This is a genomic window from Pseudomonas sp. LAMO17WK12:I1 (assembly GCF_900177315.1).
Taxonomy (GTDB): domain Bacteria; phylum Pseudomonadota; class Gammaproteobacteria; order Pseudomonadales; family Pseudomonadaceae; genus Aquipseudomonas; species Aquipseudomonas marginalis.
The window spans coordinates 96519-112457 of the sequence record NZ_FWZV01000002.1; the positions used below are offsets into that span (position 1 = coordinate 96519).

Annotated in this window: 17 protein-coding genes and 1 pseudogene; 3 read left to right on the forward strand and 15 right to left on the reverse strand. The window is 55.5% G+C overall.

Annotation, left to right across the window (positions count from 1 at the left end):
- Positions 1 to 133 precede the first annotated feature (133 nt).
- Positions 134 to 1033, forward strand: a complete 900-nt coding sequence (locus tag B9N88_RS03070) for a glycine betaine ABC transporter substrate-binding protein (protein ID WP_027603250.1) — start codon at positions 134 to 136, stop codon at positions 1031 to 1033.
- Positions 1034 to 1319: 286 nt separating this feature from the next.
- On the opposite strand, the gene B9N88_RS03075 is transcribed toward B9N88_RS03070, so the two are convergent.
- The 14 genes from B9N88_RS03075 to B9N88_RS03140 all read right to left on the reverse strand — a co-directional run bounded on the left by B9N88_RS03075 (position 1320) and on the right by B9N88_RS03140 (position 13614).
- Positions 1320 to 3287 (reverse strand): DNA topoisomerase III, encoded by a 1968-nt coding sequence (locus tag B9N88_RS03075; protein ID WP_027603251.1) that lies wholly within the window; start codon positions 3285 to 3287, stop codon positions 1320 to 1322.
- Positions 3288 to 3509: 222 nt separating this feature from the next.
- Entirely contained in the window at positions 3510 to 3980 is a 471-nt protein-coding gene (locus tag B9N88_RS03080; protein WP_027603252.1) for a single-stranded DNA-binding protein, read from the reverse strand.
- The gene (locus tag B9N88_RS03085; RefSeq protein WP_027603253.1) at positions 3977 to 4495 is read right to left on the reverse strand and encodes a DUF3158 family protein; all 519 of its coding nucleotides are present in this window, start codon (positions 4493 to 4495) and stop codon (positions 3977 to 3979) included. The genes B9N88_RS03080 and B9N88_RS03085 overlap by 4 nt, the downstream gene beginning before the upstream one ends.
- On the reverse strand, positions 4492 to 5247 hold the full coding sequence (locus B9N88_RS03090; RefSeq protein ID WP_027603254.1) for a PFL_4669 family integrating conjugative element protein: 756 nt from the start codon (positions 5245 to 5247) through the stop codon (positions 4492 to 4494). The genes B9N88_RS03085 and B9N88_RS03090 overlap by 4 nt, the downstream gene beginning before the upstream one ends.
- 144 nt (positions 5248 to 5391) lie before the next feature.
- Positions 5392 to 6579 carry an STY4528 family pathogenicity island replication protein gene (locus B9N88_RS03095; protein ID WP_027603255.1) on the reverse strand — a complete coding sequence of 396 codons (1188 nt, stop codon included), beginning with the start codon at positions 6577 to 6579 and terminating at the stop codon, positions 5392 to 5394.
- Entirely contained in the window at positions 6576 to 7124 is a 549-nt protein-coding gene (locus B9N88_RS03100) for a DUF2857 domain-containing protein (protein WP_027603256.1), read from the reverse strand. The genes B9N88_RS03095 and B9N88_RS03100 overlap by 4 nt, the downstream gene beginning before the upstream one ends.
- The gene (locus B9N88_RS03105) at positions 7121 to 8704 is read right to left on the reverse strand and encodes a ParB family protein (protein WP_027603257.1); all 1584 of its coding nucleotides are present in this window, start codon (positions 8702 to 8704) and stop codon (positions 7121 to 7123) included. The genes B9N88_RS03100 and B9N88_RS03105 overlap by 4 nt, the downstream gene beginning before the upstream one ends.
- Before the next feature lie 308 nt (positions 8705 to 9012).
- Positions 9013 to 9855: a ParA family protein gene (locus tag B9N88_RS03115; RefSeq protein WP_027603259.1), complete on the reverse strand. Its 843-nt coding sequence runs from the start codon at positions 9853 to 9855 to the stop codon at positions 9013 to 9015.
- Between the two features lie 4 nt (positions 9856 to 9859).
- Positions 9860 to 10090 carry an AlpA family transcriptional regulator gene (locus B9N88_RS03120; protein WP_027603260.1) on the reverse strand — a complete coding sequence of 77 codons (231 nt, stop codon included), beginning with the start codon at positions 10088 to 10090 and terminating at the stop codon, positions 9860 to 9862.
- Positions 10091 to 10204: 114 nt separating this feature from the next.
- Entirely contained in the window at positions 10205 to 10954 is a 750-nt protein-coding gene (locus B9N88_RS03125) for a hypothetical protein (protein WP_027603261.1), read from the reverse strand.
- A 290-nt stretch (positions 10955 to 11244) separates the two neighbouring features.
- A complete protein-coding gene (locus tag B9N88_RS32805) occupies positions 11245 to 11508 on the reverse strand; it encodes a LysE family transporter (RefSeq protein WP_256221040.1) in 264 nt (87 codons plus the stop codon).
- Positions 11478 to 11879 (reverse strand): LysE family translocator, encoded by a 402-nt coding sequence (locus B9N88_RS32810; RefSeq protein WP_256221041.1) that lies wholly within the window; start codon positions 11877 to 11879, stop codon positions 11478 to 11480. Before B9N88_RS32810 ends, B9N88_RS32805 begins: the two co-directional genes overlap by 31 nt.
- Before the next feature lie 103 nt (positions 11880 to 11982).
- Complete coding sequence (locus tag B9N88_RS33135) at positions 11983 to 12366, reverse strand: SMP-30/gluconolactonase/LRE family protein (RefSeq protein ID WP_081744347.1); 384 nt, start codon at positions 12364 to 12366, stop codon at positions 11983 to 11985.
- 384 nt (positions 12367 to 12750) lie between these two features.
- On the reverse strand, positions 12751 to 13614 hold the full coding sequence (locus tag B9N88_RS03140) for an SDR family oxidoreductase (protein WP_043293218.1): 864 nt from the start codon (positions 13612 to 13614) through the stop codon (positions 12751 to 12753).
- A gap of 89 nt (positions 13615 to 13703) precedes the next feature.
- Here B9N88_RS03140 and B9N88_RS03145 point away from each other — a divergent pair, with 89 nt between their 5' ends.
- Complete coding sequence (locus B9N88_RS03145; protein ID WP_081744348.1) at positions 13704 to 14114, forward strand: winged helix-turn-helix transcriptional regulator; 411 nt, start codon at positions 13704 to 13706, stop codon at positions 14112 to 14114.
- A gap of 36 nt (positions 14115 to 14150) precedes the next feature.
- A pseudogene (locus B9N88_RS32815) lies at positions 14151 to 14418 on the forward strand (LysR family transcriptional regulator); the annotation flags it as partial.
- 24 nt (positions 14419 to 14442) lie between these two features.
- On the opposite strand, the gene B9N88_RS03155 reads toward B9N88_RS32815, so the two are convergent.
- On the reverse strand, positions 14443 to 15909 hold the full coding sequence (locus B9N88_RS03155) for an aldehyde dehydrogenase family protein (RefSeq protein ID WP_027603263.1): 1467 nt from the start codon (positions 15907 to 15909) through the stop codon (positions 14443 to 14445).
- Positions 15910 to 15939: the final 30 nt, after the last annotated feature.

Sequence of the window (15939 nt, forward strand, 5' to 3'; positions counted from 1 at the left end):
TTTATCCATAACTAGGACTTATCCACGCTTAACATAAAATCCCAGGGTGTAGTGGCACTCTGCTCTGATGAGGGAACGTTAATTCTTCTGCTGCCCTGCCAATAACTATTAATACAGTACGCGGAGATGCACCATGATGACGTTATCCAGTAAAACTTGTATCGGCTGGCTTGCCGGCCTGGCGATGGCCGCCGGCAGCCTTGTGGCCCACGCCGAGGAGCCCACGCCTATCCGCATCGGATGGGTGAATTGGTCGGATACGGAAATCGCTGTAAAGCTGGCGGATACAGCACTGCGCGACCACTTGAAGCAACCGGTCAAATTGGTGCTCGCCGATATTGGCATTCAGTTCCAGGCCTTGGCCAACGGCAATATCGACCTGATCCCGATGGTCTGGCTGCCGAGCACGCACAAGGCGTTCTACGACAAATATCAGGACAAGCTTGAAGACCTCGGCGTGCTGTATGAAGGTCGGATCGGCATGGCCGTGCCAACCTCTATTCCCACCAGCGAACTCGCCAGTGTCGAAGACCTCAACAAGCCTGAAGTACGGGAAAAACTCGGCGGCAAGATCCTGACCTCGGAAGTGGGTAATGGCCAATACAAACTCACGGAAAAGGCCATCAAGGAATACAAGCTCGATGGCTACAAGATGGTCGCCTCTTCAGAGTCTGGCATGTTGAGCGAGCTGGATCGCAACATCAAGCGTGACAAATGGGCATTGATCAACGCCTGGAGCCCACACTGGATGTTCGCCAAGTGGCCGCTGCGCTACCTGGATGATCCGAAGCAGGTTTTCGGGGGCGCCGAACAAATTCACGCGATTGCCCGCAAAGGCTTCAGTGCGGAACATCCCGATGTAGCCCGGTTCTTCGCTAACTTCAAGATCCCCAAGGCCGATCTTGAGAAATTGATGTCGAGCGCCCGTGACAGTTCGGCGGATAAGGTGGTTGCCGAGTACTACGCCGCCAACAAGCCCCGCTTCGAAGCGATGTTTGGCAGCCAGACCGCTTCGGCGACACCGGCCCAGTAGTGGCTGTTGCTGTCCAATAGTTGTGTTGTCGTCCGGTGCCCTTGGTGGAGGGCATCGGATGCATTCATCGCGTTGGTGCCTGTGAAGCTGGCTCTGCTTGGAAAGGCGCAAAACAAGATGTTGAGATAAGCTAACGGGGTCTTAAGTCAATCACAGATATACAACCCAAGTGTGTTAGTCATCCAATTGGTGGGAGCTACCGCTCCCAATACCTGTCTCGAGTTGTATGGGGCGGTTGCTACCTTGGTTAGGCGGGGCTGAGTAAATGCCTTGGCCGGACGGATACTCATGGACGACGCGTCCCTTTGCTGATCGGCATGGTGCCTTTGCAGTCCGGGTAGTGGGAGCATGACCAGAACGGTCCTGATTTTCCCTTTCGCCTATGCATTGAGGCGTTGCAAATGGGGCAGACTGGCCCAGCTTCGGCCGGTACCGACAAGGTGAGCGCTCCGCAGTTTGCGATCAACTGCGTTATCCAGTACGCCTGCTTGGCAACGAATGCATCCAAGGTCAGACGTCCTGCTTCGATTTCATCCAGAGCTTGCTCCCAGATCGCTGTCATACCCGGGTCGGCGACTGCAGCGGGTACCGCTTCGATCAAGGTATGGGCCGCTGCGGAGGCCGTTAATGCACGTTTTTTCTTCAGCAAGTAACCGCGATCAATCAACCCTTTGATGATGCCAGCTCGTGTGGCTTCGGTGCCGATACCGGTGGTGTCCCGAAGTTTCTGTTTGAGGCGCGGATCGTTGACCAGCTTGGCGACGTTTTTCATCGCCTTGATTAGATCGCCCTCGGTGAGCGGTTTGGGAGCAGTGGTGCGCATGGACTTGAGTTCGACGTCGTCCACTGCGCACTGTGTACCCTGTTGTAGGACGGGCAATACCTGGGACTTTTGACTGGGTTCATCGTCTTCGGCGTTGTCGAAGAGTAAGCCTTTCCAGCCTTGAACCAGGATCTGCTTGCCAACAGCGGTTAGCCGTTCTTCGCCACACTCCAGTTCGACCTCGGTTCGATCAAATTCGTGATGTGGCAGAAATTGCGCGAGGTAGTGGCTACGAATCAACTCGTAGACTTGGCGCTCTTGATCGGACATCCGCGTGAGATTCGCCGGCTCGGTGGTGGGGATAATGGCGTGGTGCGCAGTGACCTTGCCATCGTTCCATGCTCGTGAGCGCAGTGATCGATCGATGCTTCCGAGCGCTGGGCGTAACGCGGGATCCATTCTGAGCAGGGCATCGAATACCGCGGCTACCTCGTTAAACATGCTCTCTGGCAAATAGCGGCAATCGCTGCGCGGATAGCTGGTGGCTTTGTGGGTTTCATATAAGGCTTGGGCGATGTTCAGCGTTTCCTGAGCGCCGAGTCCAAACTTGCGTGAACAGACTTCTTGCAGAGTGCTCAGGTCGAAAGGCAGGGGTGGCGCTTCGCGCAAATGCTCAGTCTGCAGCGAGACTACGGTGGCGGTCTTGCTGCTAGAAATCGCTTGGAGGGTTTGACTGGCAAGCGCCTGCTGCAGGCAGCGACCGGCTTCGTCACGTCCTGAACTTGGTGGTATCCAAGATGCGATGAAGGGGGGCCCCATTGAGGACAGGTGCACATCCACCACCCAGTACGGCATAGAGACGAAGCTGGCAATCGCGCGATCTCGATCAACCACCAAGCGCAAAGTGGGCGTTTGGACGCGTCCAACCGACAGTACGCCGTCATAGCCCGCCCGCCGGCCTAGGAGGGTAAACAAACGGCTGAGGTTCATACCAATCAGCCAATCGGCGCGGCTGCGGGCGAGGGCTGAGTGATAGAGCGGGAGGGTCTCCTGACTAGACTTCAGTGAGGACAGTGCCTTGTGAATTGATGCCTCGTTGAGTGCGGACAACCAGAGGCGCTCAACAGGGCCTCGGTAGTTGCAGCGTTCCAGTAACTCGCGGGCAATCATTTCACCTTCGCGATCGGCGTCGGTGGCGATGACGACGGTGGTAGCTTCGTTGAGCAGGTGTTTGATGATTTTGAACTGCGCGACAGTCTTGGGTTTGACCTCAATCTTCCACTGCGCGGGAATGATCGGTAGATGATCCAACGACCAGGTTTTGTACTGATCGCCATAGGCTTCAGGTGGGGCCGTTTCCAGCAGGTGACCGATACACCAGGTGACGGTTGTCTCGGGACCGATCAAGCAACCATCGCCACGTCGGCTGGCTCCGAGAACCTTGGCGATGTCACGACCTTGGGAGGGTTTCTCGCAGAGAAAGAGACGCATAGAACTGCTCCGGGTTGAGTTCGGAGCAGCGTTGTTGGAAACAGCAATGGCGAGCTATGAGAAACCTGAATGGCAGGCCTCTCATATTAGTCGGTGAGGGCAGTCTTGAATGGGGGCGAGGCTGCTAGGTTGCAGTCAGGTGGACGACAGTGCTTCACGAGCAGCGAGTAATGACAGGCCAGGAACTTCGCGCAAAGGCGCAATTTTTATGCCTCAAGCCCGTCATGCCGATGGTGGCTGCCCTCTGCGCTTTTTGGACTTCGACGCAGGCGAGCTGGCCTGATCTGTAGCCTGCCCGACGGGAGTCGCAGACGAGACTGATTCACTTGAGCGCTCCCGCATGACCACGTTCTGCACACGATGAGGCAGGATGCCGACACGACGCGCTTCGATCTTGAAGGTGACCCGGGCATTGTCTTCACTGTCCTCCCACTCATCGCGCACGGTGCGGCCCTCTACCAACACGCGCGTGCCTTTCTGGTACAGCGTGCTCCAGTGTTCAGCCTCGCGGTGCCAGAGCTCGACCGGCGCCCAATAGCCGCCTCGATCCTCATAGCTGCCATCGCGTGGCACGGGGTTGTCGAAGTACACATTCAGGCGCAGCAAACGCCGTGGCTCGTCATTGCCTGATGGAAATTCCTGGAATTCTGGCGAACTGCCGATGTTGCCTTCGCCGACGAAAAAAGTACTCATCGTGATATCTCCGCTGCTGGTGTGAACTGGCGCAGCAGCCGTTCGGCGCTGGCCATTTTGATCGCGCAGGTTGAAGCCTGACGGTAGAGCGAATGCACCACGCTCATCTGCAAGTTCAGTGCAATGCGCGCGCATTCGAAACGGTGCAATTCCTCACGTACGGCTAGCGGCAAGGCCTTGTTGGAGGCTTGGCGTTCCCAGACCGCAACGCCCATACGGGCGAAGTCACGGGTGCGCCATCGCAAAAAGGTGCTGCCCGCACTGGTGTTCTGCAGCACCAAGCGAATATCCAGCAGCGAGTAAGGCGGTTGTCCGGCCTGCTGCGCCACAGCGTCCATCAGACGACGTAACTGCGCCTCGGTTTCCCTCGCCACCTGCGCCAGGTATGCCAGCTCCCCCTTACCCTTAAAAGGTTTTAAAAGGCCTTTTAGGGAGGCAGCGTGTTCGAGCTGTCGATAGGCATCCGGTGTTAGTGTTTCGAGGGGCATTGGTTGAGTCGGGATTAGGGGCCTCATACTTCGTCCTCCGGCTCATCGACTGTTGCAGATGGCTCGACTGCTTCCTCTGCCAACGCGCCAGCGCCATTCACTGCCACAGCACCACGACGAATGATGGGTGGCGCGAACTGGGAGCGGCGATGCCCCTCAAGGATGTCCATAGGGGGTAATCCAAACTTCTCCATGGCCGCTAGAGCACGAGCGTTGTTCGCCGCCATGTCATCACGGGTGACGCCAGCATGCCGATATCGCTGCGCCTGGCCAAACAGGCTGCGCAGCAGGTGGGCGCCGTCGTCGATCCAAGCTTCCATGTCCCTGCGACCGATCAATGCGGTGTGATGGGCCAACAGGGTATGCCGCACCAGCGTGTCGTAGTCAGTCAGCAGGTAAACGGCGAGAAACCCCAGTTGGCTGCCGATGTACAAGGGTAAGGTGACGGGGTGGATATTGAGGTTATCGCTCATGTCGATCTGCGTCGGCAGGTCCTGTCTGATCCGGTCCAACTGCTGGGTCAGTTCCAGCATCCCCGCCTTGGCCTGCATCAATTTTTCTTCGAGCTGCACGATCGCCCAGTCGGCATAAGGATCGTCCTGCGCTGCGGCCTGTTTGATCAGGTTAGTGACGCTGATGTAGCCCGCCATGCCCATGATCGAGTGGACGCCTTCGCGTGCGGTCCGGCCTTGCCAGATCCGGGCGGCGTGGTGGGTATGCAGTGTCAGGGTGATGCTGCTGCGCAATGAGCCAAGGTTGAGCTGATAGTGATCGGCCACGGTGTCGTCCTCACATAGGCTTGGACGGGAACGTTGCGACAGATGAAGGTCAAGGACAGCCGAAAAGCTGAATGCGGTCTGTTCGATTTGGTTCGAGACGGTTGATTTTCGACACGCTTGACAGTGATGCCAGTGGCATCAAATCTACTGACGTCCAGGGCGCTTACCACGTAGCTGGCGCAGTTCATCCAAGCACGCTTGGGCGAGGGCAGAGGCGGGTTCGCCCTTTTTCCTAAGTTGGCGCGGGGGAGCGGGTGACGGTTCTGCAAAGGGTAACGATTCAGCCTGACCTGCCCAAGGGCGGAAATCGCCTTTCAGCGCCCGCCGGATCAGGCCCATCAGATACGCCGCGGGTTTGCGGACGTTTCCTGCCGCACATCGCGCGCCCGCTTCGTTGAGCACCGCCTGCCGATCTGCTGGTTTTAGCTTGTTCAGCGTCACGGTGACGGCCTGCCGCTCGCTCAGACTCAGGTGCAACGGATCAGGCCAGTGCAGTTTATCCACTGCTGGGGTCGCGCGCGGAACAGTACATATACTTTCTTTTAATACAGTACAGGCGGCATTCGGATTCCGAACGCTGCCGAAAACATGGGCGTTCAGACCCGGTTCGGAATCCGAACAAGGTCCCGCACGATTCCGAACGCGGTGATCGCCACCCAGTTCGGAATCGTGTAACGCTTCATCGGTCGTCTGATCCAATCCTTGTTGTGTCCAATGGTCGCTCCAACTGTCGAGCCGAGAGGGGAGTCGACCTAGATCGATATTCGTGTCTTGGCGAATTTCTTCCAAAACATGCTGAGCGACGATTCGCACGGCCTTGGTCGCATGAGAGAGGGCATGTCCGACCAGCTCCAGATAATCCTGATCCAGCTCCATGGCTTCGGCGGGAGTTAACGGTTCATCGTGCAGGACGTACAGAGAACCTTGCAGGCGCCCGCTGAGCTGATCGCGGCCACGACTCACCAAGCTAAGCCAGCGTGTCAACCTGAGCATCGTCAAGACGCGAGCGATGGTCTCACGGGAGGCTGACGCACCGTAGGGCACGCTCGACAGATAAGGCTGCAGATCTTCATAGCGCGGTGTGACGACGCCCTGACCGTGTAGCATGAGTCGAAACACCTGCCAGGCATTCCGTTCCAATGGCGTTAGCCGACTATCCAGCAGCAAGCGACGCGGCACGACTTCGTGAGATTGGCCACTGAACAAAAAACCCGCCTGCAGAGCCTGGTTGGAAGGAGGTTCAGTGGTGGGGCGTGCGGGCCAACGTTCACTTAGTTGTTGGGTGCATTGCTGCAAAACACGCTGCCAGCGACTGGAAGGGGTAGTGTTCATGTTCCGTTGCTGTAATGGTCGATCTGCTGCCAAACGATGGCCAAGCTGATCTGTTGCTCCTCCGCCAACATCATCATGGCGTCGAGCTGATTCTCAACACCTTCCTGATCGCGTAGTTGGCACCAACGCTGCCAGAGCGCATGTTCCTGCTCTTCGCTCAGGTTCTGTGGGCGGCCCCTACGGGTTTCTATCTTGAGCAGACGTCGACGCAGGGCGGTTTCCGAATGCGCCAAACCGAAGTACTGGTACATTATGGTACTGCTGGCACCGAGCTTGAGCGCTCGGTTGATCAGGCGCTCGTTCTGTTCGTCACGTTCGGCCTGGTCGATCAACCGATGCAACACCGGCGAATCAATCTTGACCTCAACCCAGGGGACAGTGGCATGGGCCAGGCGTGACAGTGTGGTCGGCGGTAATGATTGCAACAGGTAGATGTCCTCTTCACCCAGTCCGAGTGCTTTGCAACGTTGCAGATTACCCAGGCGTACCTCGTGAAGGACCTGGGTCAGCATGGCCTGGTTGAGCACATTGAAGGACAGGTTCATGGCAGCTCCCTTGGTGAATCGTCTTCATCGGTAAGCGTTAAGTCGGTCAGGCGCCGGGCTAAGCGAATGAGGCGATACAGTTTGATTAACAGATAATCAGGCAGTCGCTCCAGTCCTACGTCCACGGCGGGACGATCGGCCAGCGGGAGTTGATAGACCCCCAATAGCAGTTGCCCGAACAGGGCTGAGGGTAATTGCTTGCGATCCTCCCAGTTCACTTCGTCTTGGGCACGCAGCAGCGCCAAGAGCATTAGGTGAACGCCGGCCGCACGAGGCGCTGCAAGATCAAGTTGCTCAATGCTGAGGGTGAAGCCCAGGCCATGCTTCTGGTCGATGATGCTCTCGGGGCGTCCGGCATAGGCCGCCATTTCCCGAGCCAGGCCGGCAATGGCTAAGCGCAGTTGTTCGGGGGTATCCAGTGTGGGTGCTATGATCCAGATGTCGTCGATCGGACAGGTTGCGACGGTTTTTGTTGGTTCGGTGGCAGTGGCGCGATCAATCTGTTCGCGGATCTGCTGGACACGTGACGGAGGACTGATTGCTGATATGACATTCGTTACGGGCAGCGTGAGCTGCTGCTCTTGTTCTGTTTCGGTCTGCATCCTGGTTTCAGCTGATTTGGAATGTGACTCGGAAGAGGGAGGCTCGGCTGCGGGCTCATCGACGCTCGGCAGAAGGTTGTTCTGCGGGTGCGTGACGACTACGCCGGGCGTCCGGACGACCCGTTGGGTATCGCCCAATTCCAAGGCCAACATGCGGTAGGACTGCCCGAGTAATCGACTCATGCGTTCGAGCAGTTCATCCTGGATTTGCTCAAGGTCGAAGGACTCTGGGTCGGCATCAAATTGCCCTAAGGTGTCGAGCCAAAACTCGGGAAAAGCGATGGCGTCGGTTGGATAACAATTCCAGGTTCGTTCAGCCTGGCTACGCAGACCAATCAGGCGTTCAATTTTTGGTTTCCCCAATCCGGCATATAGGGTTTGTGGAATGGCGGGCAGTAAATGTTCAAGGGTGTCGAGCATCCGGCTGATGTGCGACTGCGAAATCGGATAGCCTCCAGCTGCAAGACGTCGCGCCAGCTCACGTTGTGAGAGCACAGGTCCATCTGCTTCGAGCATGGTTTTTAGTTTGGCTACCGCCAGAGCCCGTTCGATGAAAGTGAGTTGGCCGTGCAGATCGCTTTCGGCCAGATGGCCGAGTAGGGCGGTGATTTCATTGCTCCAGGGGCGGAACAGGCAATGAATGCGGAAGAAACGCTCGTCGCGGGTTTCCTGCCATAGCTCACCGAGAATCGCCAATCGCGTATTGCCGCCGTTGCGGATAATGAAGTAGGTTTCACCCGGGCGGCGGGTAATCGGCGGCGGTTGATCCAGTCCGCGTTCACGGATCGAGGCTTTTATATCGTCATAAAGTGGATTGCGGATGAAGCGTGGGTTGTGCTCGTAGGGACGCAACTGTTCCAGCGTGACCAGCATGGGGGTGTCGATGACTGGATCGGATAGTCGCTCCAGTTCTGGACCCCGAGGAAAATGGTCCTGGTGCAGTTTGTCGGCGATCTCCTCCTGACTGAGCTTTTTCATTTGAACAGCCTCAGTTAACTCCGGTTACGCAAATGGTCACCGACCTCGAGCTTAACGATCTCGGCTCTTCCCGAACCTTCGAAATACCGACACAATTCCGTGAGAAACCAACCCATGGCCGAACGCCCATGCTGCAGGCGAAAGACCACAGTGCAGTATTCCTCGCTAGGTGGATGATCTTGTCGAATGGATGGCTGAACGACGATGGGAAACTGATCCAACATCAAAAAGACTCCTCGCCAAACGCTATTCCTCAGGGTTGAACAAACAAAATGATTTGGCGCGAAATTCAGTCTTCGAAGTTCGCCTTATCGGACCTCTGGGTATCTACTCACCTTAGAAATCGCCTCGTGCCATTCCGGAAACAACTCGATGGCCAGCGCTTGCATGGTTTCCAGTGCTGATTGCGAGCGTCGTTCACGTGGCTGGCGAGTCTCGATTCGGTGGGCTGGTAGACCAAGGGAGGCGGCATTGAGGTAAGCCACTCGGTCTGGAACTGCGGTGTCTAGAACTGAGATGTTGGGAGCCCCAGCGAAGGCCTCGTGCAGGCCACGGATGATCATTCGTGTGTCTACTCGGATGCTATTTACCTGGTTCAGCAGCAGTCGCAACGGTGGCAGCGTAATACCCAGGTGACGAAATGGTTCGAGTTCACTGAATAGCCTCAAAGTGCCGCGGCGTAGTTCGCGGGCAGCTAGCATTTCCGGTGTGATGGGAGAGAGGGCGATATCGCAGGCGAGGATGGCCACCTCCAACAGCACGCTACGTGCGCCTTGGGTGTCGATCACAAGCAGGTCATAACGGGGGCGAAAATCGTCTAGCAAATTGCGTAGCCGTAATCGCCCGTCAGGGGCGTGTAGCAGTAATGTACTCAACTGGCCTTGAGCGTCGTTGGAGATGATGAGGTCGAGCCCTGCAATCACGGTCTTGGAAACAATCTGTGCAGGCGTTGTTAAGTTGAGTGCAATAAGCTCGTACGCGCCAGCGACAGCTTTCTGGCTCAAGGCGTAATAGCTGGAGAGGGTGGGTTGGCTATCCAGATCGAGCAGTAGCACGCGTAGACCCGCATCCGCCAGCAGACCGCCGAGATTGGCAGCCACTGTTGTTTTGCCCACTCCACCTTTGGTAGACACCACTGATACCACACGCATGGCATCAGGCCTGCTGCGCCAAACGCTCATTGATCCATTGTTCGATCTCCAGCGAGTCCCAGCCGACTGCGCGTAGTCCAATGCGTCTGGCTTGGGGGAATTTTCCTTCCTTCATCAAGCTATAGATGTGTGCACGCTTGAAGCCGGTTTTACGCTCCACCTCCTCACGCCGCATGATGTGATGCTCGATCAGCGGTTGAGGCATTTCAGCGATGGGGAAGGCTTGACTGGACATGCTGGTCACTCCTGGCGCTAATTGGCGCGTGATGGGAAGTGACCTGAATTGAATAGCAGAAGTGGCTGGGAGTCATTGCGTTGCAATCTGAGGGATTGCAGCGCAACGCATCGATTACGTGTGTTTTTTTAGGCTACGGTTGGCCGCGGCAAATTTTTCGTCCAGCGTTCGTTTGCTAAGGCCGGGCACGTCTCTGTAGCGCGCGAGAATTGCATCGACGATTGCGGCTTGGTTTTTGAACACGGAGAGAGGCTTACCTGCGGGTGAGTGGCCCAAGAGCAGGCTGACTAAAACGCCAATGATATTCTGATACGTAATTTCGCTACGCTCACTGACGTGGTCGTGTGTTTTGACCAATGCATTGAGCTCATCCCGCTCTAACCCGATCGCTTGAAGATCTCTCAAGAGGGTTTGATGGTGTTGCTGTAGTGTATACAGCTCCCGCAGAACAGTGTCTCGATCGGCTTTAAGTGCAAGGAACGCCCCTAGGCTAACTTTTTCATCATGATCTTTGCTGGACTCAAACAGAAAGCTAGGCTTTTGGTCGGGATAGTGAGTCTGCATCCAGCGACGCAAGTCAGAGTGGCGTATGGTTAATTGGTAGGGCTCCACGTAAGTTCCTATAGGAACGGAAATGCCAAGACATCCGTAAGGCAACTCTCCATTACGCACTGCGTCGTAAATTGCTTCGGTAGTCACACGTAAACACGGCCATTGTGGAAAGAGTTTTCCAAGTTTCTCCGGGCAGAACTCATCGGCTCGAACTATCTCTGCTTCATGATGAATGAGGTTGCACCACCGTAATGCTGCGTCAATAGGTCTATAGAAGATTTTAGTATTACGATCAAACGTATGCTCAGGCATATAGGACGGACCTCCATTCCCGTGGAGAGGGCCTCCCGCGAAGCATCTCTTTATCAACAAGCAGACGGAAGCTGCTGTTCTTTTGGATTCCTCGCTTGGTGAGGTCGTTCCACCTACCAATGATTCCGATAAGACCGAAAAAAAACTGTGGTCGATATATTGACTTTATTGGTCGTTAATGGCCAGTAAAAAAGAGATTGTGAGTGCTTCTTTTTTGCTTGCTCATCAGCGCGAAGCTTGCATCGCATGATTCCGGCCGGTGTGATGCTTTAAGCGATCTTTGACGGAATTCAAGTGCGGGAGAAGAGCAATTTCATTCCAGCGGCTCCAAAAACTATTGCGAGCGTACCTTCAATCCATCGACGAGCCCTACGATATCCTCGAATCATCGGAGCGGTGGAGAAGACAATTGCGTAGCTGCAGAAGATCGTGACGCTCAGCACGGCGCAGCCGACCAGGATGATTGCGACGGTAACAGGTGTCGCTTGAGGTCCCAGCCCGAGTGTCATTGTCGCGATCCAGCCTAATAATGCTTTAGGGTTTGTGAGGTGCATAAGCAGGCCGCGCCGGTAGAGGCTGAAGCTAGAAGCAGCGGGGCTGCTGCCATTTCGTTTTCAAGTTGGGCATTGGAGGTAATGGCGGAACGGCCGGCTTTAATAGCGAGGTAAAATAGGTACATTCCTCCCGCTATTTTTAACACAACAAGTGCCTGAGCATATTGCGCCAGGATGGCTGAGACGCCTGTAGCTGCCATGGATCCCCAGAAAAACGAACCGCTGATCACGCCTGCCGCCAGCACAAGTGCAGGCTTACGGCCTTGATGCATTGCCACGCCCATAATCCGCATGTTGCTGGGGCCGGGGCTCGCAGCTCCAACGATGTAGGCCGTGAAGACGAGGAGCAAGTGATGAAGATCAAATGACATGAATAACCCCTTGATAGCGTCACATACTGGCCAGCATTCTGAGTGTCGATAATGTGCCCCCAACGCGTTAGCTGTCCAGGCGCCAGCAACTCACTGTCACTATCTATCCTGCAACTTCTGCTTCCAGTTGCAGTAAACAACCTGAGTCAGGTGCGCCTCCGAGCACTTCCAGCATGAGCTCTTGGCGGGAACTGGTGATGTACAGAGTGGTGCCCTCGTTGCCTGCGAAGCATAGGTCGGTGGGGCTGGGTACTGGAAGGCGTATCATTCGGTCCAGATTGCCCTCTGCATCGAAGCGCGCAAGACTCCAGCCATCAGCTGTGTTGTCCACACACCGCCCTGTGCATCCAAAGTCAAGCCGCTTAGGCTTCCCCCTCCGCGTGGCAAGGTAGCCAGTCGGCGCACGCTGTTGCTGCCAGGCTGCATCCTGAGGATGTCGCCTGTCCCTGATGCGATGGCGTATAATGCTGTGCCGGTAGCATCCCATCGAAAGCTACTGACTTGTTCGCTCAAGCTCCAGCCATGGTGCAGTTCTCCGGCGGGAGCACAGGAGATCCTGCGTGGGATGCTCCGCGCCTTGCCAATCGATCAATGACCAGCCTTCTGCGTGGGCGACCGACAACCCATCATGGTGCATTTCCATGGTGCGCACAGGGAAGTCCAATCGGCTCAGAATGCGGCTGCTGCGACCCAGCAATGTATTGTCGCCCAATAAAGCCGTTTTCGCTCGGCGTGCCATCGCGGGAAGGCACCATGGAAAGCTCATGGCCCGGCACTACATTCGTAGGGCTGGTCGCGTGGGCTGGTGTGAGGTTAGATGCCTGCCTTAGGGCCGCTGTTGATTATTGGAGATTTTTAGCCCCGTTACGAATTACAGAGGGCCAGTCCCACTGTTTTTAAGGGCGGCAGAGACCGCTATTGAAAGTGAGGTAGTGGCTCTGCCTAACAGCCTCGAGAGCTGGTGGCTGTCGTCGAAAAGTGCACCCTCGGATGCGCTGACATCGTATCCGGCGACGGCGCGGGCCAGTGGTTCTGGTAGACCAAAACCCGTCAATGCATGGGCATAATCCGCCTCAGGCAAATTTTGGTAAGGGATAGCCTTTCCGGTTTGACGAGAGATTTCTGCAGCAAGCTGAGACAGTGTCCATGCAGTATCGCCAGCCAGTTCGTAAGTTTTACCCTCATGACCTTCACTCGTGAGCACAAATGCTGCAGCTTGCGCGTAGTCTTCGCGGGTTGCCGCCGCAATCTCGCCAGCCCCTGCGCTGCCAATAAAAGCACTGGCAGCAAGCGCCCCGGGGATAAAACCAGTGTGGTTCTCGGCGTACCATCCATGGCGCAAAATGGTGAACTCAATACCCGAGGCTCTAAGTTCAGCCTCTGTTTGGCGGTGCTCTTCGGCGAGGCTTAATGGTGAGGTATCTGCACGCAGAAGACTGGTGTAAACGATGCGCTTCACTTTTGCCTGCTTTGCTGCATTGATGACGTTTTGATGCTGTTCCACGCGTTTGCCGATTTCGCTTGATGAAATCAATAGTAGCGTGTCAACTCCAGCGAGGGCTGCGACAAGAGTTTCAGGCTCAGCGTAGTCGGCTGCACGAGCCGTTATGCCTAGGTTGCTCGCCTTTTCTGGGCTGCGAACGAGGGCGACGATATCGGACACGGGTGTTTTCTGTATGAGTTTTTCAACAACGAGTCGGCCGAGTTGGCCAGTCGCACCGGTGATGGCAATCATGAAGAAGCTCCTTGTACAAAAAATGTGTGTGTAGGCAGAATATTTGCCTAGCAATATTTTTGTAAGTACGCACCTGAAGGTAAGTATGTATGTCTGATTCCATACCATATGAAGTCTTTAAGCGATCCACTACCGTGGCTAACCAATTACGGAAGGGTCAGCTATTTGACGCAGGTTGCCCTTTAAGGATCGTCCTTCAACATGTCACGAGCCGTTGGGGCGTCTTGATATTAATCGCATTAATTTCAGGTACGCACCGCTTTAGCGATTTGCGTAGAAAAATTGGAGGCGTGAGCGAAAAAATGCTTGCACAAACACTTCAGCTTTTGGAGGTCGATGGATTTGTTGTACGTAAATCATATCCGGTAGTGCCACCTCATGTTGAGTATAGCCTTACTCCTATGGGGCTTGAGGTAGCGAACCATGTTGAAGTTCTCGCAGATTGGATCGAAGCTAATCTACAAAAAATTATGGATGAACGTAGTTCGCGGGAAGGCTAATAGGAAACTTTCATAAATTTCTGCTCTTAAAGCTTGGATGTCCAGATCAATTCGTCATGTTCCTACGAGTCGCTGTATTTCAGTCGGGACATGATTGACGTGGATATCCGCCACGGCACTGCGAACTGGCCAAGTTACGAAGTCCGCACCGTCCAGAACGAAACCTTCGCGGTGCTCGCTTCGCCGAAATTGCTCGCGCAATGCCCGATCCTCCGGGCGCCAGATCTGTTGGATCGTGACCCTGGTGCTTTCAGAAGCCACCCTGCTCAAATGGCCGCAATGGTTCGCACAGCATGGCCTGGCTTTTGGACTTGGGCGAGGTGAGCGATCAGAACGGATAGGTGCGAGGTTCTCCTTGAACCGTCACCCACTGGGTGGTCGTGAATTCGTTGATCGCCCATTCACCGTTGAAGCGGCCGATACCGGAATTTTTTTCACCACCAAAAGGTACGTTGGGCGCATCAGCTACAGGAATGTCGTTGACGTGTGCCATGCCTGATTCAATACGTCGAGCGAAACGCATACCCCGAGCTAAGTCAGCGGTAAACACTGCGGCTGATAGACCAAACTCTGTATCATTGGCTAACCACAATGCGTGCTCCTCGTTGTCAGCGCGCAGGATGCCAACAATCGGTCCGAAAATCTCTTCCCGCGCCAAGGCCATTTCAGGAGTGACATCTACGAACACGTGTGGGTGAAATAACTGGCCTTTTGGTTCGCAGCCCAGCAACAGTTTGGCGCCTTCGGCCTTGGCTTGCTCGACCTTGTGCAGGTGGCTTTGTAGCTGTTTGACGTTTATCACTGGGCCGACGGCTGTGTCATGATCCTTGGGGTCGCCGACCTTGAGGTTCCGGACTTGTTCGACGAAGCCTGTGATGAACGCGTCGTAGAGGGGAGCCTCGACAATGATGCGATTGATGGCCATGCAAATCTGCCCTTGATGCAGAAACTTGCCAAACACCGCGGCTTTAACTGCCTGCTCCAAATCAGCGTCGGCAAGCACTACGAATGGGTTGTTACCACCCAACTCAAGGACGACATGCTTCAGATGTGCACAAGCTCCGACCTGCTGAGCAATATTCTGTCCTACAGGGGTCGAGCCAGTAAATGAGATCAGCCCTGGTACCGCATGGCGGACGAAGGGCCCGCCGATTTCGCTCCCGGCGCCTACTAGGACACTCAGCACTCCTGGCGGTAAACCGGCTTCCTCAAACACTTTGGCCAGGAGTAGACCTCCTGATATCGGTGTATCACTGGCCGGCTTGATGACTACTGCGTTGCCAAGAGCCAAGGCCGGCGCCAGAGATCGTTGGGTAAGGTGGAAGGGGAAGTTCCACGGGCTGATCAGGCCAACCACTCCAAGTGGTTTGCGGTAAATCAAGCTCTCTTTGTGGGGAGTGTCCGATGCCACTATTTGTCCATGCGCGCGATTGGGAAAGCTTGCAGCTTCCAAGGTGATGGCTCGAGCGGAATGCAGCTCAATTTCGGCTTTGATCCGGGTGCTACCTGATTCGCGAATGATCCAGCCAACCAGCTCCTCATGACGTTCATCAAGTATTTGAACCGCACGCAACAATACTGCCGAGCGCGCACTTGGCCCCTGTGCTGCCCAATTCCTTTGCGCCTGGCGGGCAGCATCATAGGCTTGGTCCACATCCTTCTCGTTCGCCATGGTGATTTCACACAGCAGTTGCTGGTCGAACGGATCAGTGACACTCAGGATGTTTTTGGCCGAGCCTTCGCGCCATTTACCTGCAATGGGTTGCAGATGGAATTCTGAGTATGCTTGGGGCATGGTACTTTCCTTGCGTGAGTGCAGTGGATA

Bases quoted from the DNA above. Each gene is read 5' to 3' on its own strand.
- B9N88_RS32810 (WP_256221041.1), bottom strand. From the start codon at position 11,879: ATGTCATTTGATCTTCATCACTTGCTCCTCGTCTTCACGGCCTACATC.
- B9N88_RS03145 (WP_081744348.1), top strand. From the start codon at position 13,704: ATGTCTGATTCCATACCATATGAAGTCTTTAAGCGATCCACTACCGTG.
- B9N88_RS03100 (WP_027603256.1), bottom strand. From the start codon at position 7,124: ATGAACCTGTCCTTCAATGTGCTCAACCAGGCCATGCTGACCCAGGTC.
- B9N88_RS03075 (WP_027603251.1), bottom strand. From the start codon at position 3,287: ATGCGTCTCTTTCTCTGCGAGAAACCCTCCCAAGGTCGTGACATCGCC.
- B9N88_RS03085 (WP_027603253.1), bottom strand. From the start codon at position 4,495: ATGAGGCCCCTAATCCCGACTCAACCAATGCCCCTCGAAACACTAACA.
- B9N88_RS03095 (WP_027603255.1), bottom strand. From the start codon at position 6,579: ATGAACACTACCCCTTCCAGTCGCTGGCAGCGTGTTTTGCAGCAATGC.
- B9N88_RS03120 (WP_027603260.1), bottom strand. From the start codon at position 10,090: ATGTCCAGTCAAGCCTTCCCCATCGCTGAAATGCCTCAACCGCTGATC.
- B9N88_RS03115 (WP_027603259.1), bottom strand. From the start codon at position 9,855: ATGCGTGTGGTATCAGTGGTGTCTACCAAAGGTGGAGTGGGCAAAACA.
- B9N88_RS03105 (WP_027603257.1), bottom strand. From the start codon at position 8,704: ATGAAAAAGCTCAGTCAGGAGGAGATCGCCGACAAACTGCACCAGGAC.
- B9N88_RS03070 (WP_027603250.1), top strand. From the start codon at position 134: ATGATGACGTTATCCAGTAAAACTTGTATCGGCTGGCTTGCCGGCCTG.
- B9N88_RS33135 (WP_081744347.1), bottom strand. From the start codon at position 12,366: ATGGGATGCTACCGGCACAGCATTATACGCCATCGCATCAGGGACAGG.
- B9N88_RS03155 (WP_027603263.1), bottom strand. From the start codon at position 15,909: ATGCCCCAAGCATACTCAGAATTCCATCTGCAACCCATTGCAGGTAAA.
- B9N88_RS32805 (WP_256221040.1), bottom strand. From the start codon at position 11,508: ATGCACCTCACAAACCCTAAAGCATTATTAGGCTGGATCGCGACAATG.
- B9N88_RS03125 (WP_027603261.1), bottom strand. From the start codon at position 10,954: ATGCCTGAGCATACGTTTGATCGTAATACTAAAATCTTCTATAGACCT.
- B9N88_RS03140 (WP_043293218.1), bottom strand. From the start codon at position 13,614: ATGATTGCCATCACCGGTGCGACTGGCCAACTCGGCCGACTCGTTGTT.
- B9N88_RS03080 (WP_027603252.1), bottom strand. From the start codon at position 3,980: ATGAGTACTTTTTTCGTCGGCGAAGGCAACATCGGCAGTTCGCCAGAA.